The 20,428-nt window shown below is 68.4% G+C and carries 22 protein-coding genes and 1 riboswitch; of the genes, 12 read left to right on the top strand and 10 right to left on the bottom strand.

The features are described 5' to 3' along the window. The first annotated feature begins 165 nt into the window (after positions 1-165). From ASC95_RS00880 to ASC95_RS00865, 4 genes are all read left to right on the top strand, one after another. Complete coding sequence (locus tag ASC95_RS00880) at positions 166-1,083, top strand: LysR family transcriptional regulator (RefSeq protein ID WP_057295916.1); 918 nt, start codon at positions 166-168, stop codon at positions 1,081-1,083. A gap of 288 nt (positions 1,084-1,371) precedes the next feature. Further along, the gene (locus ASC95_RS00875) at positions 1,372-1,776 is read left to right on the top strand and encodes a transposase (RefSeq protein ID WP_057295915.1); all 405 of its coding nucleotides are present in this window, start codon (positions 1,372-1,374) and stop codon (positions 1,774-1,776) included. Beyond that, positions 1,773-2,105, top strand: coding sequence for an IS66 family insertion sequence element accessory protein TnpB (tnpB, locus tag ASC95_RS00870; RefSeq protein ID WP_057295914.1), 333 nt, complete (start codon positions 1,773-1,775; stop codon positions 2,103-2,105). Before ASC95_RS00875 ends, tnpB begins: the two co-directional genes overlap by 4 nt. Before the next feature lie 76 nt (positions 2,106-2,181). Next, entirely contained in the window at positions 2,182-3,747 is a 1,566-nt protein-coding gene (locus tag ASC95_RS00865; protein ID WP_057295913.1) for an IS66 family transposase, read from the top strand. A 174-nt stretch (positions 3,748-3,921) separates the two neighbouring features. On the opposite strand, the gene ASC95_RS00860 is transcribed toward ASC95_RS00865, so the two are convergent. After that, positions 3,922-6,384 (bottom strand): winged helix-turn-helix domain-containing protein, encoded by a 2,463-nt coding sequence (locus tag ASC95_RS00860; protein ID WP_057295912.1) that lies wholly within the window; start codon positions 6,382-6,384, stop codon positions 3,922-3,924. Between the two features lie 121 nt (positions 6,385-6,505). Here ASC95_RS00860 and ASC95_RS00855 point away from each other — a divergent pair, with 121 nt between their 5' ends. Then, positions 6,506-7,198, top strand: a complete 693-nt coding sequence (locus ASC95_RS00855; RefSeq protein WP_057295911.1) for a hemerythrin domain-containing protein — start codon at positions 6,506-6,508, stop codon at positions 7,196-7,198. 97 nt (positions 7,199-7,295) lie between these two features. Then, positions 7,296-7,955, top strand: coding sequence for a peroxiredoxin (locus ASC95_RS00850; RefSeq protein ID WP_057295910.1), 660 nt, complete (start codon positions 7,296-7,298; stop codon positions 7,953-7,955). A gap of 31 nt (positions 7,956-7,986) precedes the next feature. On the opposite strand, the gene ASC95_RS00845 is transcribed toward ASC95_RS00850, so the two are convergent. Then, positions 7,987-8,490 carry a hypothetical protein gene (locus tag ASC95_RS00845; protein ID WP_157255885.1) on the bottom strand — a complete coding sequence of 168 codons (504 nt, stop codon included), beginning with the start codon at positions 8,488-8,490 and terminating at the stop codon, positions 7,987-7,989. A 193-nt stretch (positions 8,491-8,683) separates the two neighbouring features. Here ASC95_RS00845 and ASC95_RS00840 point away from each other — a divergent pair, with 193 nt between their 5' ends. Next, positions 8,684-9,382 (top strand): DUF899 family protein, encoded by a 699-nt coding sequence (locus ASC95_RS00840; protein WP_057295908.1) that lies wholly within the window; start codon positions 8,684-8,686, stop codon positions 9,380-9,382. 3 nt (positions 9,383-9,385) lie between these two features. Here the strand turns inward: ASC95_RS00840 and ASC95_RS00835 are convergent, their stop codons facing one another. Continuing rightward, positions 9,386-9,661 (bottom strand): DUF4242 domain-containing protein, encoded by a 276-nt coding sequence (locus ASC95_RS00835; RefSeq protein ID WP_057295907.1) that lies wholly within the window; start codon positions 9,659-9,661, stop codon positions 9,386-9,388. Between the two features lie 117 nt (positions 9,662-9,778). On the opposite strand from ASC95_RS00835, the gene ASC95_RS00830 reads away from it, so the two are divergent. Then, on the top strand, positions 9,779-12,226 hold the full coding sequence (locus tag ASC95_RS00830; RefSeq protein ID WP_057295906.1) for a winged helix-turn-helix domain-containing protein: 2,448 nt from the start codon (positions 9,779-9,781) through the stop codon (positions 12,224-12,226). A gap of 1 nt (position 12,227) precedes the next feature. Here the strand turns inward: ASC95_RS00830 and ASC95_RS00825 are convergent, their stop codons facing one another. The 3 genes from ASC95_RS00825 to ASC95_RS00815 are packed head-to-tail and all read right to left on the bottom strand — an operon-like array spanning position 12,228 to position 14,192. After that, on the bottom strand, positions 12,228-13,160 hold the full coding sequence (locus ASC95_RS00825) for a tRNA-dihydrouridine synthase (protein WP_057295905.1): 933 nt from the start codon (positions 13,158-13,160) through the stop codon (positions 12,228-12,230). After that, a complete protein-coding gene (locus ASC95_RS00820) occupies positions 13,157-13,651 on the bottom strand; it encodes a M48 family metallopeptidase (protein WP_057295904.1) in 495 nt (164 codons plus the stop codon). Before ASC95_RS00820 ends, ASC95_RS00825 begins: the two co-directional genes overlap by 4 nt. 49 nt (positions 13,652-13,700) lie before the next feature. After that, a complete protein-coding gene (locus ASC95_RS00815; RefSeq protein WP_057295903.1) occupies positions 13,701-14,192 on the bottom strand; it encodes a 6,7-dimethyl-8-ribityllumazine synthase in 492 nt (163 codons plus the stop codon). Positions 14,193-14,279: 87 nt separating this feature from the next. After that, positions 14,280-14,430, bottom strand: a riboswitch (FMN riboswitch). A gap of 56 nt (positions 14,431-14,486) precedes the next feature. On the opposite strand from ASC95_RS00815, the gene ASC95_RS00810 reads away from it, so the two are divergent. Continuing rightward, a complete protein-coding gene (locus ASC95_RS00810; protein ID WP_057296992.1) occupies positions 14,487-14,777 on the top strand; it encodes a 2Fe-2S iron-sulfur cluster-binding protein in 291 nt (96 codons plus the stop codon). Here the strand turns inward: ASC95_RS00810 and ASC95_RS00805 are convergent, their stop codons facing one another. Then, positions 14,778-16,445 (bottom strand): serine hydrolase, encoded by a 1,668-nt coding sequence (locus tag ASC95_RS00805; RefSeq protein WP_057295902.1) that lies wholly within the window; start codon positions 16,443-16,445, stop codon positions 14,778-14,780. Positions 16,446-16,678: 233 nt separating this feature from the next. Here ASC95_RS00805 and ASC95_RS00800 point away from each other — a divergent pair, with 233 nt between their 5' ends. Together ASC95_RS00800 and ASC95_RS00795 are read left to right on the top strand one after the other, a co-directional pair. Next, a complete protein-coding gene (locus ASC95_RS00800) occupies positions 16,679-17,269 on the top strand; it encodes a 1-acyl-sn-glycerol-3-phosphate acyltransferase (RefSeq protein ID WP_057295901.1) in 591 nt (196 codons plus the stop codon). A 172-nt stretch (positions 17,270-17,441) separates the two neighbouring features. Then, a complete protein-coding gene (locus tag ASC95_RS00795) occupies positions 17,442-17,690 on the top strand; it encodes a VF530 family DNA-binding protein (protein ID WP_057295900.1) in 249 nt (82 codons plus the stop codon). Here the strand turns inward: ASC95_RS00795 and minE are convergent. The 3 genes from minE to minC are packed head-to-tail and all read right to left on the bottom strand — an operon-like array spanning position 17,687 to position 19,649. Then, positions 17,687-17,950 carry a cell division topological specificity factor MinE gene (gene minE / locus ASC95_RS00790; protein ID WP_056877362.1) on the bottom strand — a complete coding sequence of 88 codons (264 nt, stop codon included), beginning with the start codon at positions 17,948-17,950 and terminating at the stop codon, positions 17,687-17,689. The two genes, ASC95_RS00795 and minE, sit on opposite strands and share 4 nt — an antisense overlap. A 13-nt stretch (positions 17,951-17,963) precedes the next feature. After that, on the bottom strand, positions 17,964-18,779 hold the full coding sequence (gene minD / locus ASC95_RS00785; RefSeq protein ID WP_056199085.1) for a septum site-determining protein MinD: 816 nt from the start codon (positions 18,777-18,779) through the stop codon (positions 17,964-17,966). A gap of 36 nt (positions 18,780-18,815) precedes the next feature. Beyond that, on the bottom strand, positions 18,816-19,649 hold the full coding sequence (gene minC, locus ASC95_RS00780) for a septum site-determining protein MinC (protein ID WP_057295899.1): 834 nt from the start codon (positions 19,647-19,649) through the stop codon (positions 18,816-18,818). 588 nt (positions 19,650-20,237) lie between these two features. On the opposite strand from minC, the gene ASC95_RS00775 reads away from it, so the two are divergent. Continuing rightward, positions 20,238-20,420, top strand: coding sequence for a hypothetical protein (locus ASC95_RS00775; RefSeq protein ID WP_057295898.1), 183 nt, complete (start codon positions 20,238-20,240; stop codon positions 20,418-20,420). The last annotated feature ends 8 nt before the right edge of the window (positions 20,421-20,428 follow it).

Genomic DNA, 20,428 nt, shown 5'->3' with positions numbered 1-20,428 from the left:
GGGTGGCTTGCAGGAACTGGGGCTAAAACAGAGATGAGTCCCTGCTGCCTCCTATCCTTTGCAGCGATGACTGCATGGGAACGAATGATGGAGACCGGCTTCCATTCTGAGAAGCCGGTATATTGAGATTCGATCCATCTGTTTAAGAGATGGAAGGAGTCTCAATTGCTCGACGGCGTTTCCTTGGACCAGCTCAGGACGTTCATCGCCGCGGTGGACGAGGGCAGCTTTTCCGCCGCCGCACGCAAGCTCAACCGCGTGCAGTCAGCGGTGAGCGGCTGGGTCAGCGGGTTGGAGCAGCAAATCGGCGTGGTGCTCTTCGACCGCTCAGGCCGGTTTCCGAAGCTCACCGCGGAGGGTGTGCTTCTGCTGGCCGACGCCCGCAACATCGTGTCTGGTGTGGACACGCTGAAGGCCCGAGCCAAGCTGATGGCGGCAGGCCAGGAGACCGAGCTCTCGGTGGTGGTTGACGTGTTCTTCCCCACTGCGCTCGTCAGCGCTGCCGCAAAGGCATTTGCGAGCCAATTCCCTCTTACGCCGTTGCGCCTGTTCGTGGAGGGCCTGGGAGCGGCTTACCAGCCCGTGCTGGATGGGCGGTGCAGTTTGGGCATTCTCTCGACCTTGCCGGCTGTGACGTTCCCGTCGCTGGTGAGCGAGCGCTTGGGCGAATTGCCCCTGGTATCGGTCGCCGCGGCGAACCATCCGCTCGCGGCATGGGCAGATCGGATTCCCCGGAGCGAGCTGGCGAAGCACGTCCAGCTGGTGCTCACCGACCGATCAGACCTGATGGCAGGACGCGACTACGGCGTGGTGTCGCCGTCGACCTGGCGCCTAGCCGATCTGTCGACCAAGTACGCCTTCCTGAAGGACTGCGTCGGCTGGGGCGGCATGCCACTGCACATGGTCGAGAAGGACATCGCTGACGGCACCCTGGTTGTCCTCGATGTGGACGACATGCCGCGGACGGGCTTCATGTTGACCATGTCCGCGTATCACCCGGCTTCCGAACCGCCCGGGCCCGCGGGCAGGTGGTTCATTGACCACTTGAAACAGTCCTGGGAGTCCCTGCGGGAACTGCCCTGATGCCTTCGGCAGGAAGGCTCTTTCAGGGATACCCAGATGACGCTTGAGCGATCGGACGGTTGCTTGCAGCTTCCGCTGCAGAGATGTCGGGGTGAGGTGCGTGTGGCGCACCCTCGCCGCTCGAAAGCAGTCGTTGCTGCCATGTCGACAGGTGACTCGACGACTGCTTCCTGTCCGAGGACTAAACCGCTCGCGCGGTAGCCGCTGCGGCGTAGGCGTCCGCCCAAGTCATCTTGAAGTCGCGTGAACGGCCCTGGATGCTTGTGTCCACGAGTAATGCGTGGACACATGAGCACTTCAAATTTCGACATCGACAAACCGGCAACCCCTGCAGGGCGTAGCTGGCGGCGGCACTCGGCCGAGTTCAAGGCACGAGTCATCGAGTTGGCGCGCCAGCCTGGCGTCTCGACGGCGGCGGTGGCTCTGGCCAACGGCCTCAACGCCAACATGCTGCGCCGCTGGGTGCGGGAAGCTGATGAGTGCGTGCTGAGCAGTGCACACAAGGACGCTGCGGCCGTGCCGGCGTTCGTTCAACTGCCCATGCCGCAAGAGGTGCCGGCCTCCTTGGCGCCTGCACCTGCGCAAGTGCACAGCTGCATCTCGGTGGAGATCCGCCGTGGCGGCGCCACGGTGCACGCCGAGTTGCCGATGGACGCACGCAGCGCCGCCTGGCTGCGCGAGGTCCTGGGTTGATCCGCGTCGACGCCGTCTGGCTGGCTGTGCAGCCGCTGGACATGCGACTCGGCTCCGAAGCGGCGCTCGCCCGCGTGGTCGGCATCTTCGGTGCCGCGCATCCCCACCATGCCTACCTGTTCACCAACCGGCGCGCCAACCGCCTGAAGTGCCTTGTGCATGACGGCATCGGCGTGTGGCTCGCCGCCAGGCGGCTCAACGCCGGCAAGTTCGTGTGGCCGCAGGACGGCGCGAGCACGCTGAGCCTGACGCGCGTGCAGCTCGACGCGCTGGTGCTGGGCCTGCCGTGGCAACGCCTGGGCGAGGCCGGCGTCATCCGCACGATCTGAAGTGCAGTGCCCTGGCACGGGCAATTGCTGGATGTGCCGATGTGCTGAGAGCGACGATGCGGCACGATGGCCGTCCATGATCAGTGCGCAGCAACTGGACGCCTTGGACCCGCAGACGCGGCAGGCCGTGCAGTCGCTGCTCGCCCAGGTGCAGCAGCGTGACCACGAGATCGCCTTCAAGCAGGCGCTGATCGACAAGCTCACGCACGAGATGGCGATCCTCAAGCGGATGAAGTTCGCTGCCACCAGTGAGCGCTTCGCGAGCACCCTCTCACCCGAGCAGCGAAGCCTGCTGGAGGAGACGCTGGACACCGACATCCATGAGCTCGACGGCGAGCTGCAGCGCCATCGCAAGAAGAGCGACAAGAAGGACGAGGACGAGAAGCAACAACCCAAGCGCGCCCAGCTCCCCGCCCACCTGCCGCGTCGCGACGTGCCGCACGAGCCGACAGACACGAGCTGCCCGACACCGAATTGCGGCCAGGCCATGCAGCGCATCGGCGAAGACGTGTCCGAGAAGCTGGACTACCAGCCTGGCGTGTTCACGGTCGAGCGCCATGTGCGCGGCAAGTGGGTCTGCAAGTGCTGCGAGCGCATCGTGCAGGCGCCGGTGCCGGCACACGTGATCGACAAGGGCATCCCGACGACTGGCCTGCTGGCCCACGTGCTGGTGGCCAAGTTCATGGATCACTTGCCCTTGTACCGGCAGGAAGCCGTGTTCGCGCGGGCCGGCCACGTGATCGCCCGCTCGACGCTGGCGGAGTGGGTGGGCGCCTGTGGCGCGCAGCTGCAGCCGCTGGTGCAGGCCCTGGCCGACGAACTCCGGCGCCACATGGTGCTGCACGCCGACGAGACGCCGGTGGCCATGCTCAAACCGGGCAACGGCAAGACCCACAAGGCCTACATCTGGTCGTACTGCACGCCGAGCACCAACCCCGTCAAGGCGGTGGTGTTCGAGTTCAGCGAGACCCGCAGTGGCGAGAACGTCCGAGACTTCCTGCGCCTGGACACGCCCAACGCCTGGCAAGGAACGCTCGTCACTGACGGCTTCAGTGGCTACTCGGCCTGTGTCGACAAGGGGGTCACCTCCGCTCAATGCATGGCCCATAGCCGCAGGAAGTTCCACGAGCTCTGGGCCAACCACGGCAGCAAGGTCGGCGAGCAAGCACTGCGCTTCTACCAAGCCCTGTTCCGCATCGAGCGCCAGACCGAGCAGTTCACCAGTGACGAGCGCCGGCGGATTCGGCAGCGCAAGTCACGACGGGTTCTGGCCGTGTTCTACCGCTGGCTGCTAGCGAAGCGACAGCTCGTGCCGCCCGGCTCCGCGACCATCAAGGCGATCGACTACAGCTTGAAGCGCTGGAAGGAACTCACGCACTTCGTGAACGACGGCGACGTGCCGATCTCGAACAATTGGGTCGAGAACCAGATCCGCCCGATTGCGGTTGGACGATCGAATTGGTTGTTCGCCGGCAGCCTGCGTGCGGGCAAGCGCGCCGCGGCCATCATGAGCTTGCTGCACTCGGCCCGCATCAACGGGCACGACCCGTACGCCTACTTCAAGGACGTGTTGGATCGCTTGCCGACTCACCCCGCCAGCCGCATCGACGAACTGCTACCGCACCGCTGGTCACCGACCTGAAGCCTCTTCGCGTCGGATGCCGATTCCCATCCCCGGTGTCAGGGGACAGGCCAACCAGCCTCGCTTGTTGCCCGTCAAGGTGAGTTCACCGCGCGCTTACGCTGCGGCGGCAGTGGGAGTTGATCGATGCAGCGTTCCTGCCACCGTTGAGCAGCTGCCACAAGCCACACCCGCCTATCTCCGCAACACCAGCCCCTCCACCGCCTCATCCCCCAGCGCCCTCCCCTCGGCCTCCAGTGCCACGGTGATGTCGCCGCCCAGCAAGGCTCGGCCGGCGTCCAGCGCACCGTCCAATGCGCGCAGCTCCAGCGGGTCCAGGGTGGTGTCGTTGGCCATCCAGCGGCCGCGCACATGGCCGGCGAGGCGGCAGGCGGCTTCGATGCGGCCCTGGGCAACCAGCAGCGGCAGGATGCCGAGCCAGGCCACCGTCGTGCCGAAGCGCCGCTGCGCGGCCAGGGACCGCGGCAGCAGGGCCTGCGCTTCGTCCAGCCGGCCCAAACCGACGAGCGCCTCGACGAGGGCGTTCAGCACCCAGGGCAGGCTGCCGTTGCTGCCGCTGCCGTCGGCGTCCAGCGCGTCGAGCAGGGCGCGGGTGCGCGTGGCGCCTTCCTCGAAGCGGCCCAGGCGCACCAGCGTCAGGCAGATGTTGTTCTCGGCCACCTGCACGCGCTGTGACTGCCCGAGTTCGCGGGCGGCGAGCTGCTCGCGCTCCATGCAGGCGAGCAGTTCGGCGGTGTCGCCGCGCAGGCGGGCCACCACGGCCAGCGCGCCGTTCAGGCGCAGCCGCGTCGCTGCCGAGTCGTCGCCCGCGGCCAGCTCGCGCAGCAGCGTGCAGGCCTCGTCCAGCTCAGGCTCGTCTTCGGTGAAGGCGCGCACCCAGTGGGCCGCGGCGATGAGCAGTTCGGCGGGGTTGCCCAGCGGCCGCCAGAGGTCGACGGCCTTGCGCGAGACCGGCACGGCGCGCGGGTCGGCGCGGATGAGCAGCAGGTAGCCGAGCATGGACCACCACAGCGCCTGCACCTGCGGTGGCACCGCCTCGCCCCGCGCCTCCATGGCGGGCAGCAGCGACAGCAGCCACTGCGTCACCTCGTGGCGCCAGACGGTGAACACCATCACCCGCGCGGCGCGGGCGCCGATCTGCGCGGCGGTGCCGAGGTCGTGCTCGCGGGCCCACAGGAAGGCCTCGCGGACGTTCTGCATGTCGGCCAGCCACAGTGCCGCGTCGTCGCTGGGCGCGATCAGCGCGAGCACGGCCGCGGCATGCCGGCGGCGCGCGGAATGGCCGTCGGCGTCGCCGAGCCGGGCCAGCGCGTGGGCACGCATCGTCTCCAGCAGACGGTAGCGCGGCGGGTCTTCGCTGGCGACACTGACGAGGGAGCGCTCCACCAGCGTTGCGAGGCCGTCGACGACGTCCCAGCGGCTGGTGTGCTCGTCGCTGCTGAGCGTGACGGCCAGGTCCAGCGTGAAGCCGCCGGCGAACACACCCAACGCGCGATAGAGGCGCTGTTCGGCCGGCTCCAGCAGGCCATGGCTCCAGTCCAGCGCGTCGAGCAGGTTGCGGTGGCGGGCGGACGAATCGCGCCGGCCGCGAGACAGCAGCGCAAAGCGCTCGGCCAGCGCGTCGTGCACGGCCTGCAGGCCCATCAGCGGCACGCGCGCGGCGGCCAGCTCCAGCGCCAGCGGCAGGCCGTCGAGCTGCCGGCACAGCGCGGCCAGCACCGGCAATGATCTGGCAGACACGTCGAAGCGCGCGTCCACCGCCCGGATGCGGGCCACCAGCAGCGCCAGTGCACCCTCACGGGGGTCGGGGCCGTCGACGCCCTCGGCCACGGGCAGCGGCTCCAGGCGCAGTAGCCGTTCGCCGGCTACGCCCAGCGGCAACTGGCTGGTGACCAGCAGGCGCAGCCGGGGCAGCGCGGTCAGGTGCGCGGCCCACTCGGCGCAGGCCGCGGCGAGGTGCTCGGCGTTGTCCAGCACCAGCAGCAGGTCGTCGTCGGCCGGGATGAGGTTGAGCAGCTGGGGCAGCGCCTCGCCCGGGCTCAGCTGGCCGCCGAAGGCACGGGCGACGCCGTCGGGCAGTTGTGCGGGCAGCGTCAGCGGCGCCAGGTCGACCCAGGCACTGCGGCCCGGCCAGCGCGCCAGCGCCTCGCGCGCCAGGCTGCTCTTGCCCACGCCGGGGCTGCCGACCAGGCTCACGCAGCCCGGAGTGGCCAGCGCCTGGCGCACCCGGGCCAGGTCGGCATCGCGGCCGAACAGCGTGGTGGTGGCGGGCGCGGGCGGCGGCGCTGCAGCGGCCTGGGTGTCGTCGTGCAGCGCGGCCGTGAAGCGGTAGCCGCGCCCGGGCACGGTGGCGATGGCGTCCTCGCCCAGCAGGCGGCGCAGCGCGTTGATCTGCACGCGCAGGTTGCCCTCTTCCACCACCAGCCCCGGCCAGACGCGCTCGATCAGCTCGGCCTTGGTGAACAGCTCGGCGGGCCGGCCGGCCAGCGTGAGCAGCAAGTCCAGCGCGCGGCCACCCAGGGCCGAGGGCTCGCCGTCCACCAGCAGCCGGTACTCGGCCGGGCGCAGCTCGAAACGGCCGCCCGGGCCGAAGCGCAGCGGCTGGGTCGGCGGGCGGGCAGGTTCGGTGGCGGGCAAGGCGGCTCCGGTGATTGCGCCGGGCACTTTAAAGCCGCCGGTTTAACAACGTTGAACAACCATCGAACTGCGCCTGCCGCGAGCATTCGTCCGACAGCAACACGCCACCCAGGAGCCGACCATGACCGAACCCGAAGTCTCCGTGCCCGCCATCATGCGCAACTACCACGAGGTGCTGCGCAACGACCTGGCCAAGGTGCTGGCGCCGCTGGCCGAGCGCGGCGACCTGGGCGGTTTCGCGCCGGCCTGGGCCGCGTATGTCGACGCCATCGCCGTGCATGCGGCCATGGAGGACGGCGTCGAGGGCGCGGGCGGCGGCATCACGTCGATGCTGGACCTGCATTTCGACGGCGCCGCGAACGCGGCCCTGTTCCGCGCCGAGCATGTCGACGAGCACGAACTGCAGGCCGCCGTGACGCGTGCCATCCCGCTGGGCGTCGGCGCGCTGCGAGATGCCTTCGCCGCCTACCGCGCCTGCGCCGAGGCGCACCTGCTGCACGAGGAGGACATCATGATGCCCTTGGTCAACCGCCTGTCCAAGGAAGGCAAGGCCGCCCTCTTCGCCCAGTGGTGCGTGTCGGCCGGCATCGCCCACGGCGGCTTCGACCACCTCGTGGCCCACGGCGTCGCCTCGCTGGCCGCCTTCGGCAGCACCAAGAACTCGCCCGTCGGCGCCACGCGCGTGTTCGTGCATTCGCTCAAGACCGTCTGCACGCCCGAGCAATGGGCGCGCTATGGGCCTGTCGCCCGCCGTGCGGCGCCGGTCGACGTCTGGTCGGCCGTGCTGGCCGAAGTACCGAGCCTGGCCCACTGAATCCCATAGACCTGTTTCGATCAAGCTCATGCGGAACAGGCCCTTGCTTACTTCCTATCATTCACCCCCCGCCCCCAGCCACCCAAGGAGAGCCACCATGTCCCTGCGCATCAACGACATCGCCCCCGACTTCACCGCCCAGACCACCCAGGGCGAGATCAAGTTCCACGACTGGATCGGCGACAGCTGGGCCGTGCTGTTCTCCCACCCCAAGGACTTCACGCCGGTGTGCACGACCGAGCTGGGCTACATGGCCAAGATCGAGCCCGAGTTCACCAAGCGCAACGCCAAGCTGATCGGCCTGTCGGTGGACCCGGTGGACAACCACCACAAATGGGCGTTGGACATCGAGGAGACCCAGGGCCATCTGCCCAAGTACCCCATGATCGGCGACCATGACCTGAAGGTGGCCAAGCTCTACAACATGCTGCCGGCCGACATCGAGGGCACGTCCGAGGGACGTACCGCGGCGACCAACGCCACCGTGCGCTCGGTCTTCATCGTCGGCCCCGACAAGCGCATCAAGCTGATGCTGACCTACCCGATGACCACGGGCCGCAACTTCGACGAGATCCTGCGCGTGCTGGACAGCATGCAACTGACCGCCAAGCACAAGGTCGCCACGCCGGTGAACTGGAAGCAGGGCGACGACGTCATCATTGCCGGCTCGGTGTCCGACGAGGATGCCAAGACGCTGTTCCCGGCCGGCTGGAAGGCGCCCAAGCCCTATCTGCGCATCACCAAGCAGCCGGGCTGATCGCAAGCCGCGTCGCCGCGCAGCCGCGTTGCTACGGCGCGGGCTGGAAGGTGATGGGCGTATTGATCAGCGACGTGTTGTTGACCGTGTTCGTCTTGATCACCAGCACGTAGCGCTCGTCCTGGAAGGTCAGGCCGGCGCCGCACTTGCGGTTGACCGACGGGCCGCTGATGCTGCCGTTGACGTGGCAGTAGCCCTCGACATGGTTGTTCAACACGCCGGTGCGGATCTCGCCCGTGCCGGCATCGAGGCTGAAGCCCGTCGGCAACGCCGGGCGCCCGCTCGGGACCGACACGTTCAAGCCGGCCAGGCAAGCCGACGAAACGCCCCGCAACTGCAGGGTCCAGGTGTTGGCCTGGCCCAGGCGATAGGTCAGTGCGTCATCGCCGTCGGTACGAACGGCCGGGGTGTAGACGAATTCCACAGTGCCGGTCTGCTCGCAGCCGCTGCCGCCGCCTCCGCCTCCGCCACACGCGGCCAGCACCAAGCCTACAAAGACTGCTGTCAGCAACCGGCCGAGATTGATCATTCGCAAGAGACGCTCCACGTAGAAAGCCAGAGATGCTAGCGGCACATCTGCGCGGCAAAGCGTCTGAGATTGCATGCATCGTGAGCTATTGCCCTGCGGGCTGTAGGCGCCGGCCTGCACGCCGGCGTGGCGGCGACCGATGCTGCCTGCCACAGTGATGCGACGACCATCGTGCGATGTCCGCAGCGGGAGTCACCGCATGTCTCAGCTCACTTCTGCCACCGAACTGGCCGCCCAGGCCAGGACGCCCTTCCCCGGCGCCTCTGCCGAGTACGAGCAAGCACGCAAGGCCCTGCTCGCCGAGGAGATCGAGTTCCGTCGCCACATGACGCGGCTGGCCGAGCAGCGTCGTGCACTGCCGCCCGGCCCCGTCATCACGAAGGACTACAAGTTCAAGGACGAGCAGGGCTTCGATGCGACGCTGCTCGACCTGTTCGGCGACAAGCAGGCCCTGGTGACCTACTTCTGGATGTACGGCCCGCAGCGCGAGCGGCCCTGCCCGATGTGCACCAACTGGTTGGGCGCCGTCAACGGCAATGCGGCCGACATCAAGCAGCGCGTGGCGCTGAAGATCCTCGGCCGCTCACCGGTCGAGCGGCAATACGCCTTCGCCCAGCAGCGCGGCTGGCGCGACCTCAACTTCGTGCAGACGGTCGGCGACGACTACGCGAAGGACCTGGGCCTGCTCAACCCCGACGGCAGCGAGAACCCGGCCCTGGTCGTGTTCAAGCGCGACGGCGACCAGGTGCGGCTGTTCTGGTCCAGCGCGATGACCAAGGACATGGCCGACCCCGATCAGGACCCGCGCGACGCGCCGGACATCGCGGCGCTGTGGTCGGTGCTGGACCTGACGCCCGAGGGGCGGGGCACCGACTGGTACCCCAAGCTGCAATATTGAGCTTCAAAGCTCGGCCGTCACCGGGTCGATGATGCGGCGCACCTGGCTGACCTGGTCCGCCGGGAAGCCGCCCAGCCGCGCATGCTCACGCACCTTGGCCTCGTCGGGCGCGTTGTAGACGCAGTAGATCTTGTCGTCGGTCACATAGCTGTGCACCCACTGGATGCTGGGGCCCAGGTCGCGCAGCACGCCGCAGGAGGTGGCGGAGATGCCTTGCAACTGCTCGGGCGTGAGCTGGCCGGCGCCGGGAATGTTTCTTTCGATGACGAACTTGGGCATGAGGAACTCCTGGGTTGAACGGCCTGCCGGACACCGACCGGCCTGGCGTCATCCTCTTTCCTGGGGGTGGGTGACGTCCTTTAGCCGGCTTGAAATCTGGCTAAATTCGGGCCCGCGATGGCCACTTCCCAATACCGCTTCGGCGACTTCAAGCTGCTGCCCACCGAGCGCCTGCTGTTCCGCCGCGGCGCCGAGGTGGCGCTGACGGCGCGCGCCTTCGAGCTGCTGGTCGCCTTCGTCGAGCGCGCGGGGCAGTTGCTGGGCAAGGACGAGCTAATGAAGCGCGTCTGGGCCGGCGTCGTCGTGGAGGAGAACAACCTCGCCGTGCAGGTGGGCGTGCTGCGCAAGCTGCTCGGCGCCGAGGCCATTACCACCCTCCCCGGCTTCGGCTACCGCTTCGCGCTGCCGGTGCTGGAAGTGGCCGAGGCCGCGCCCGGCGAACCCGGCCTGGGCGCCCGCGGCCGCCTGCCGGTGCGCCTGCCACCGCTGATCGGCCGCGAGGCCGAACTGAGCGAGCTGCAGGCCCTGCTGCGCGGCCAGCCCATCGTCACGCTGTGCGGCGGCCCCGGTATCGGCAAGACGCGGCTGGCGCAGGAGCTGGCGCTGCGCCTGCGCGGCGACCAAGCCGACGGTGCCTGGTGGGTGGACCTGACGCTGCTGCGCGAGGACGAGCCCGTCGCCGCCGCCGTGGCTCGTGCGCTGGGCCTGCCGACCGGCCCCGATCCGCTGGCGGCACTGGCGGCGAGGCTGTCGGCGCTGGCGCTGCTGATCGTGCTGGACAACGCCGAGCACCGCGCCGCCGACGTGGCCGAACTCGCCGCGACGTTGGTGCGCGACACCGAGCGCGTCAGCCTGCTTGTCACCAGCCAGCTGCCGCTGCAGGCGCCGGGCGAGCGCGTCGTCCGCCTGGCGCCGCTGCCGCTGCCCGATGCGGTGCGCCTGCTGGCAGCGCGCACGGGGGAGGCCGACGCGGCCGACACCCCCCGGGCCGAGGAGATCTGCGAGGCGCTGGACTGCAACCCGCTGGCCATCGAGCTGGCCGCGTCGCGCCTGGACGTGCTAGGGCTGGACGGCCTGGCCGCGCGGCTGCACCAGCGGCTGACGCTGCTGGCCCCGAGTGACGCCCGCGCGCCCTCGCGACGCAACGCCCTGGCCGAGGCGCTGAGCTGGTCGCACGACCTGCTGGCCGAGCGCGAACGCCGGGTGCTGCGCCGCCTGGCCGTCTTCCCGGGCAGCTTCTCGCTCGAAGGTGCGGCCCTGGTGCTGGCCGACGACGCGCTGCCGGCCGCCGCGGCGGTGGCCGCGGTGCTGAGCCTGCTCGAGCGCTCCCTCGTCAGCATCGACCGGGGCGCGGCGCAGCGGCGCTTTCGGCTGCTGGAGACCATGCGCCTGTTCGCGCTGGACAAGCTCGCCGCCGCCGGCGAGACGGCGCTGGCCGAGGCGCGCCATTGCGCCGGCCTGGGCTGGCTGCTGGACGACGCCTACGAGGAGTCCTGGCGCGTTCCCTACGCCGGCTGGAAGGCGCGCTACGAGCCCGAGCTGCCGGGCCTGTGGGCGGCGCTGGCCTGGGGCGAGGCCCACGACCTCGCCGCCGCTGTTTCGCTGTTCGGCGCCGCCACACCGCTGTGGCTGCCGCGCGCCACCCAGGCCCGCCCGCATGCGCTGGCGCTGGCCGCACGGGTGATAGCGGGCGCCGATCTGGCAAAGCCAGAGCTGGCCCGCTTCTGGTGGGCCTGCGCGCGCTGCCACAGCGTCGTGCATCCGGGCCTGGCGCGCGAGGCCGCCGAGCGCGCCGCGTGCCTGTACCGCGAGCTGGGCGACGAACGCGGCGAGTACCTGGCCCTGGTCGAGCACGCCTTCAACTGGCGCGTGGACGGCCCCGAGGCGCGCGCCACGCTGGCTGCTGCCCGCCTGCTGGAAAGCCCCGGCTGGCCCGCCGCCGTGCTGGAGCGCGGCCTGACGACCGAGGCCGTGCTGCACCTGACCTCGGGCCGGCACGACGAGGCGCGCCGCTGCTACCAGGCGGCGCTGGCGCTGTGCGAGCGCGGCGGCTTTGATGCCGGCGTCATCCGCGCGCGGCTGAATTTGGCCGACCAGGCGCGGGCCGCCGGCGAGTTGGACCTGGCCGTGCAGCTGGGCGAAGCGCTGCTGGCCGAGCCGGGCGATGCGGGCGACCTGGCCTGCCTGGCGTCCATCATGGGCAACCTGATCGGCGCGCTGATCGCCCAGGGCCGCTGGGAGCGGGCTCGCGAGGTGGCCTTGCAAGCACCGGTCAGGCTGGGGCGGCTGACGCTGGACGACCAGCTGTGGGTGTCGCTGGACGCGCTGGCGCTGCTGCATCTGCAGGCCGGCCGCACGGAACTGGCGGCACAGTTGGCCGGTACCGCGGACCGCGAGTTCGAGGCCCATGGGCAGATGCAGCGCCAGCCCAACGAGGCGGCCGACCGCGCCGCGCTGGCCCAGGGCCTGGCCGATCGGCTGCCCGCCGGCGACGTCGAGCGGCTGGCGCAGGAAGGCCGGCGCATGAGCCTGGCCGATGCGATGCGGGCGGCCTTCGAGCTCTGACTCAGGCAGCCAAGAACAGGCGGGCCGCCAATTCGTCGGCCGCGTTCACCGTGCGCAACTCGGCATAGGCCGCCTCGGCTTCCGGGTAGGCGCGCTTCAGGTAGTGCAGCCACTGCTTGAGCCGCCCTCCCTGATGCTTGGCAGCGACCGTGGCGCGGACCTGGTCGAAGAAGACCTGCATCAGCGGCAGCAGCTCGCGCCAGGGCACTGGCTCGGCGCGCGCACCGGCCACGCGCAGCGCCAGGCCCGGGTCGGCCACCATGCCGCGGCCCAGCATCAGGTGCTCGCAGCCGCTGCGTTCGCGGGCGAGCGCAGCGTGCTCGACGGTCCAGATCTCGCCGTTGGCGATGATGGTCAGGGGCACGGCCTCGCGGACGGCGGAGATGCGCTCCCAATAGGCCGGCGGCTTGTAACCATCGGCCTTGGTGCGCGCATGCACGACGATCTCCTGCGCACCGGCAGCGTGGATGGCACGGGCGACGTCGAGCGTGCGGCTCGCGTCCATGTAGCCGAGGCGCATCTTGGCCGACACCATGACGTCGGCGGGCACGGCACGGCGCACGGCGGACACGATCTCGTGGATCAGCTCGGGCTCGTCCAGCAGCACGGCGCCGCCGCGGTGGCGGTTCACGCATTTGGCCGGGCAACCGAAGTTCAGGTCGATGCCCTCGGGCTTCAACTCCGCAAGCCGCGCGGCGTTTTCGGCAAGGCAAGTCACGTCGGAGCCAAGCAGCTGCGGGTGCACCGGCACGCCAGCCAAGGTGCGGCCGCCGGTGTGCAACTCCGGCACGATGCGCGTGAAGACGCGCTTGGGCAATAGCTGGTCGGTCACGCGGATGAACTCGGACACGCAGCGGTCCACGCCGCCGACGCGGGTCAGCACGTCGCGCAGGATGTGGTCGAGCAGGCCCTCCATTGGGGCGAGCAAGATCATTTGCTCTCCTCCAGGTGCATCAGGTAAAGACGCAGGTCGAACTCCAGCTGGAAGTAGTCCGGCTCCATGTGCTGGCAGAGTTGGTAGAAGGCCTTGTTGTGGTCCAGCTCGCGCAGGTGGGCCAGTTCGTGCACGACGATCATGTTCAGCAGCGCAGCCGGTGCCTCCTTGAACAAGGTGGCGACGCGGATCTCGCGACGGGTCTTGAGCTTGGCGCCCTGCACCTGGGTGCGGCGGGTGTGCGTGCCCAGCGCCTGCTGCAGCACGCGCAGCTTGGCGTCGAAGCCGACGAAGTTCAGCGGGCCGGCGTTGCGCAGATGGCGGTTCTTCAGCTCCTGCACATAGTCGAACAGGGCCGAGTCGCTGCGCACCTCGTGGGCGTCAGGCAGCCGGCGAGCCAGGTGATCGGCCAAGCGGCCGTCCAGGCGCAGCTGTTCGGCCTGCTGGATGAGTTCGGCGGGATAGCCGGCGAGGTAGCGGGCGGCGAGCATGGATCGATTCAAAAGGCGCGACGTCACGAAGGCGCCGCGCGGGGCGAGGTCAGGTGGTCAGCGCATCAAGGCTGTCCAGGCTCGCTATTGTCGCGAGGCAGGCGCGCGCCACCTCCACGCCCTTGGTGGAGAAATGCTCGGCGAAGAAGCGCTTGTGCTCGCCATGCTCGTGGAAGTGGTGCGGTGTCAGCACGGCGGAGAACACCGGCACGTCAGTTTCCAGTTGCACGTCCATCAGCGCCTGGATGACGGTCTGGGCGACGAAGTCATGCCGGTAGATGCCGCCGTCGACGACAAGGCCGCAGGCGATGACGGCATCGAAGCGGCCGCTGCGCGCGAGGCGCCTGGCATGCAGCGGGATCTCGAAGGCGCCGGGGACGTCGATGACGCTGACCTGGTCAGGCGGGATTCGACATCGGTCGAACTCATGGCGGATGGCCCACACGGCCACGCCGACGATGTCCTTGTGCCAACTCGCGGCCACGATGGCCACGCGCGGCAGGCGGGTCAGGTTGAAGCCGGGATTGAGGGGCTGATTCATGGTGTCCTCTTGAAAGACGGTTTTTCCAGAATCAGGGCAAGCGCACGCCGCAGCGGCGCGCCTGCTCAACACAGGCACGCCGTCGCCACGCGATCTCTTTCATCCGGACTGTGACCGTCGGCCCTGGCATCGCACCAGGTCTGCTGACCCTTTGCCGCTTTCGCGGCGAAGGCGCTCGCGGGCTCGTGCTTGCGCACATACCGCCGGTGGGGAATTCCGCCCCGCCCTGAGAACGCTGCCGGTCTTGCGAACCGGCACGCGGATGCTAACGGGCGGCCGGGCATGATGACGGTCATGTCCGAGACAGCTCCGCAACCCGTCTTCCGCGTGACCCTGCTGCCCGGTGGCGAGACCTTCGACTGCGCCGCCGATCAACCCCTGATGCTGGCCGGCCTGGCCGCCGGGGTCGCGTTGCCCTGGTCCTGTCGCAACGGCACCTGCCGCACCTGCATCTCGCAGCTGCTGCAGGGCCGCATCGAGCACAACATTCCCTGGCCCGGCCTCTCCGCTGAAGAGAAGGCGCAGGGCTGGGTGCTGCCCTGCGTGGCCTGCCCGCGCAGCGACGTGACGCTGCAGTGCGTTTGACTACTTCCTGGGCATGACGAGCTTGTTGCCGCCCTGGTTCAGCGTCACCGAAGCGGCTTTGCCCTCCTCGGCGCTGAAGTCGAGCTGCGCCGCGACCTGCGGCACATGGACCTGGCGAGGAGAGGTGGCCATCAGTTCAAACGCCGGCTGGCCTGGTGCCTGGCCCTGCAGGCGGCCCTTGTCGTCGATGAAGACCTTGATGGAGAACTGCGGCGAGCTGTAGTCGCCCACCAAAGCCTGCATTTGCGCCGGGTTGAGCGTGATGAAGGCGGGCTCGGGCGGCAGCTCGCCACTGCGCGCCCAGCGCCCGCCTTCCTTCTCGCCGTTGTTGAACACCCGCATGCCGATGACCTTGCCGTCGGCCGTGCGTTCAAGCTGCAGCTCGTCGACGGAATCGGGAAAAGCGAAGCGGTCCTGCCCGAGCGGGATCAAAGCCGCGGTGCCGCCACCGGCACGCTGCCCTTGCAGAACGCCGTCCTTCAACCGCAGCGTGCGCGACCGCTTGTCCTCACGGGTATAGACGCCCTCGGCGCTCGCAAGCTGCTCGGTCGGCACCGCCACGGGCTTGTGCTCGGCAAAGGGCTCGCCGATGGCAAAAGCCGCGAGCTTGCGCGCCACCAGGTCCGTCGCGAAGCCAGGGGCGTCGCTGTTGCGCAGGATGACGACGGTAGTCTGACTCTTGGGGAGGTAGTTCAGCAGCGACCCAAAACCGTGGATGCCGCCGTTGTGGGCCAGCACGGGCTGGTCGCGCAGCACGTCAGTGCCGATCCCAAAGCCATAGTGATGCGCCTTGGCCGGGCCTTCCGGCGTGGTCATGCGCTGGTAGCTCGCCTGGCTGATGAGCTTGCCGCCATGCAGCGCCTGGTTCCAGCGCCACAGGCCTTCGGTGTTGGCGATCAGCGCGCCCGCCGCATGCGGCTGGGTCATGCTCAGCAGGCCGGCCGGCGCCACCTCGCGCTGGGCATTGAGCGTGTAGCCCTGGGCCATGCCCTTGAAGAGCTTGTCGCCGGCCTGGTAATGCACGCTGGTGATCTGCGCGGGCTTGAGCAAAAGATCGTCGACGGACTGGTACCAGCTCTTGCCCGAGATGGCCTCGACGACGGCGCCGAGCAGCACATAGCCGGAGTTGTTGTAGGCCCACTTCTCGCCGGGCTGGAAGTCCACCGGCAGATCCTTGAATTCCTTGACCAGCTCGGCCGTGCTGAGGTCGCGGCGCACGGGGTTGCCCATATATCCAGGAATGCCGGTGTAGCTCTTGACGCCCGAGGTGTGGTTGAGCAGTTGCAGCAGCGTGATCCGGCTGCCGCCCGGATAGTCGGGCAGGTATTTGGACAGCGGGTCGTCAAGCCTGGCCTTGCCTTCGTCGATCTGCTTGAGCAGCGCTGCGGCGGCAAACTGCTTTGTGACCGAGCCGATGCGCATCAGCTGGTCGGGCTGCATGGGCACGCCGAGTTCGATGCTGGCCATGCCGCGGGCGCCCTTGTAGAGCAGTTGGTCGCCGCGAGCGACCAGCACGGTGACGCCGGGGCCGTCGCGGTTGAGCTTTTGCGCGTCGAGCACCTGGTCGGCATAGGCTGCCATGGCCGCGGGCGTGGCGGGTTGGCCGGCGTGGGCCGTGCCGACCAGCAAAACAGACAGAGCGAAGGCGGGCGTGGCGTGTTGGCGCATGGCAGTGGGCAGGTGGTGAGACGCCGCGCAGCATGGCGTTTGGCGCGCGGCCCGGCAAGCCGCCGTGCGACGAACGGCACGAAAGAAGGCATGAGCCGCAACGGCCATCCACAGCATCTGTGGACAACTGCGTGCACAGCCTGCGGGCCGCAAGCCCAAGTCCTTGGCGCTACAGCGCTTTTCTTGCGCTGCCGCAGATTGAGGCAGCACGGCCCGGCCGGACAATCGCGGCCATGCATCGCACCATCTTCACCACGCCGGGGCTCAGCACCCTGTTGCGTGGTTTGTCCGTGGCCTGGCTGAGGCTGGCCGGCTGGACCGTTCAGGGTGAACTGCAGCCCGAGGCGCGCAAGAGCGTCTTCATCGCCGCTCCGCACACCAGCAACTGGGACCTGCCCTACACGCTGTTCGCTTCCTTTGCGCTGCGCCTGACGCCCTATTGGATGGGCAAGGCTTCGATCTTCCGCTTCCCGTTTGGCGGGCTGATGCGCTGGCTGGGCGGCATCCCGGTGGACCGCAGCAAGTCCAGCAATCTCGTTGCCGCCTCGGCCGAAGCCTTGCAGGCCGCCGACGGCCCGGTGCAGCTCATCGTGCCGCCCGAGGGCACGCGCAGCAAGACCATCTACTGGAAGACCGGCTTCTACTGGATCGCCGTCACGGCCAAGCTGCCCATCGTCATGGCGCACATGGACTACCCAAGCAAGCTCGTCGGCCTGGGCCCGCTGTTCCGGCCCACCGGCGACGTCGACGCCGACATGGCCGAGATCAAGCGCTACTACGCCCAGTACAAGGGCAAGAATTCAGACCAGTTCACCCACGAATAATGCGCCCCTCGTCTGGTCTTGCCCCGCTGTACGCGGGCAACCCCAGCCGGTCCCCCGAGGGGACGGCGATGCTCGCGGCATTGAGCCGCTCGCACATCGCCTGCGCGGGCCGGCTTGGGGCGGCCCGGCGCTCGGCCCGAATACCGAAACACCTACTTCGCACAGTGCTGCCATGCCAACGAACCTGCCCAAAGATCCGCTGCACGGCCTCACCCTCGAGGCCATCGTGACCGCGCTGGTCGAGCACTTCGGTTGGGCCGAACTTGGCCAGCGCATCGAGATCAAGTGCTTTCGCATCGACCCCAGCGTGGCGTCGAGCCTGAAGTTCCTGCGCAAGACGCCGTGGGCGCGCGCCAAGGTCGAGAGCCTTTATCTCTTCATGCGGCGCGAGCAGGCCCGCGCCGCGCGACCCGCTGGTTAGCGACCGCCAGGTTCCGGAAGCTCGATCTTGACCTCGAGCACTTCCAGGTCGCCCTGACGCTCCATGTGCACCTTGATGTCGTCGGGGTTGATCGACACGTATTTGCTGATGACGGCCACCAGCTCACGCTGGAGTTGCGGCAGGTAGTCGGGGCTGCTGCTGCGGCCATTGCGCTCGTGGGCGAGGATGAGCTGCAGCCGCTCCTTGGCGACGCTGGCCGAGCTCTTCTTTTCGCCGAGGAAAAAGTTCAGGAATCCCATTGCGCGGCTCCCATCACTTGGCGCCGAAGACGCGCTTGAACCAGCTGGGCTTCACGGCTTCGGTGAAGCGCATCGGCTTGTCCTCGCCGAGGAAGCGCGCGACGACGTCCTTGTACGCCTCGGCCACATCGGTCTCGGCCAGGTGGATGGCCGGTGTGCCCTGGTTGGAGGCCTGCAGCACGCTCTCGCTCTCGGGGATGACACCGATCAGCGGCGTGCGCAGGATCTCGTGGATGTCGTCCAGGCTCAGCATCTGGCCGCCTTCGACACGGTTCGGGTTGTAGCGCGTGATGAGCAGATGCTCCTTGACCGGCTCGCCGCCTTCGATGGCCCGCTTGGTCTTGCTGCTCAGCATGCCGAGGATGCGGTCGCTGTCGCGCACCGAGGAGACCTCGGGGTTGGTCACGACCAGCGCCTCGTCGGCGTAGTGCATGGCCATCAACGCGCCCGTCTCGATGCCGGCCGGCGAGTCGCAGACGATGAAGTCGAACTCCATCGCCTTGAGTTCGTTCAGCACGCGCTCGACGCCTTCCTGCTTCAGCGCATCCTTGTCGCGCGTCTGCGAGGCGGCCAGGATGTAGAGCTTGTCGAGCTGCTTGTCCTTGATCAAGGCCTGGGTCAGCTTGATCTCTTCGTTGACGACGTTGATGAGGTCGTACACCACACGGCGCTCGACGCCCATGATGAGGTCGAGGTTGCGCAGGCCGACGTCGAAGTCGATGACGCAGGTCTTGTGGCCGCGCATGGCGAGGCCGGTGGCGAAGCTCGCGCTGGTGGTGGTCTTGCCGACCCCGCCCTTGCCGGAGGTGACGACGACGATCTTGGTCATCTGGAGCTTTCCTGTTCGTTCAGTTCAATCGGGTGTTCAGAAGGCCAGCGGCTGCATCAGCAGCTTCTCGCCATCCAGCAGGACCTGTGCGGGCTTGCCCGCCACGTCGGCCGGCAGCGGGTTCTCGGTCGTGCGGTAGATGCCGGCAATCGACAGCAGCTCCGCCTCCAGGCTGTGCGCGTAGATGCGCGCCGACGTGTCGCCGCGGGCTCCAGCGATGGCCTTGCCGCGCAGCGGGGCGTAGACATGCACGCTGCCGTCGGCGATGACCTCCGCGCCATGGTTGACGAGCGCCAGCACGACGAGGTCGCCGCCCTTGGCATAGATGCGCTGGCCGGAGCGCAGCGGCTTGTCGATGACCATGGTTGGCGCTGGCGCGGCGGGCTTCTCGATGATCTTCTCGACGGTGATCTCGCGCACCACCTCGCGCACGCTCTCGACGGGAGCGAGGCTGCGGTCACTGCTCGGCTCGTCGGCCGCGTCGGCCAGGCCCAGCTCATGCGCAACGGCCAGCTCTTCGGCCGTCGCACCGGCCACGGCCACCGGTTGGAGCTGGCTGTTGCGCAGCAGCTCGACAAGGGCCCGCAGGTCGACAGGCGCCGGGCCATCCAGGGCCAGAGGCGCCTGGCCTTCGATCGGCTCAGTGACGGCAGCCGGCGCGCGCGCCAGCTGGCTCAGGTCGATGACGACCGGCTCATGCTCGAAGCCGCCGGCGCCGGCGCGCTGGGCCCAGTCGGCCGCCAGCTCGGTCATGTCGGCGCTGTGCAGTACCAGGCCCAAAAGGCTGAAGCGGCGCGATTTCAATTCGAAAGTGCCGGCGCGCGCTGCGCTCTTGCCGCGCCCGCCACTTTCCTTCGTCAAATCCGCCATTGCGCCGCTGCCGCCCGTTCAAAAGGGCGCGAGTTTAGCCGCCGCTCCCGTCAAGGCTGCTGGGGACTGCCCCCAGGGCCAACCATCCCGGCGCCTCAAAAACGGGCACGGGAGCTGACGGGCATGCCGATCAAGCACTTAGCGGCGCTGTGGTCAGATGGCCCACAGACTTGTCCACAGCGGACGGGGACAAACCGCGTCGAAATGTCCTTCCAAACCGTGACATCCGCACTTGGTGCCTTGACTTATCCCCAAATCTGGAAGGCGTCAAGCCCCGCCAGCCTTCATGCGCCCTGGCCCGTGAGCTCGCCCTGCCATGTCGCTAAGTTATTGATTCATATAAGTGAACCGAGACTGCCTAGAAATTGAGCAACCTAAGCGGACCCGCATTCCATAAGGGCTTGGCCGCGATGGCGGGGGGTTCTCCACAAAGTTTTCCACAGACTCGGTGGATAGCTTTCAGAAGCGTTACAAATCAGTGACTTAAGCGAGATCCTTGAGGCGCCGTGGAGCTTTCGGCTGCAACTTGGGAGCGCTCGATGCGCCATCGCAAGCTACATTGGGCCGGCCACCTCAAGGAGAGTCCATTTGGCTACCCCGAACTACAGCTATGAAAAACGCCAGCGTGAGCTGGCCAAGAAGCGCAAGGCCGAAGAAAAGCGCCAGCGCAAGGCCAGCGGCAAGCCCGACGAACCGGATGCACCCGACGAGCCTCAGGCCGATGGCGAGGCCGCAACCGACCCGGCCGCTCCCGCTGACCCGCAAACCTAGAATCCGCA

Origin of the sequence: Pelomonas sp. Root1217, assembly GCF_001425705.1 — a bacterium.
Classification (GTDB): Bacteria; Pseudomonadota; Gammaproteobacteria; order Burkholderiales; family Burkholderiaceae_C; genus Pelomonas.
This window is presented reverse-complemented; position numbering and strand designations above follow the sequence as displayed.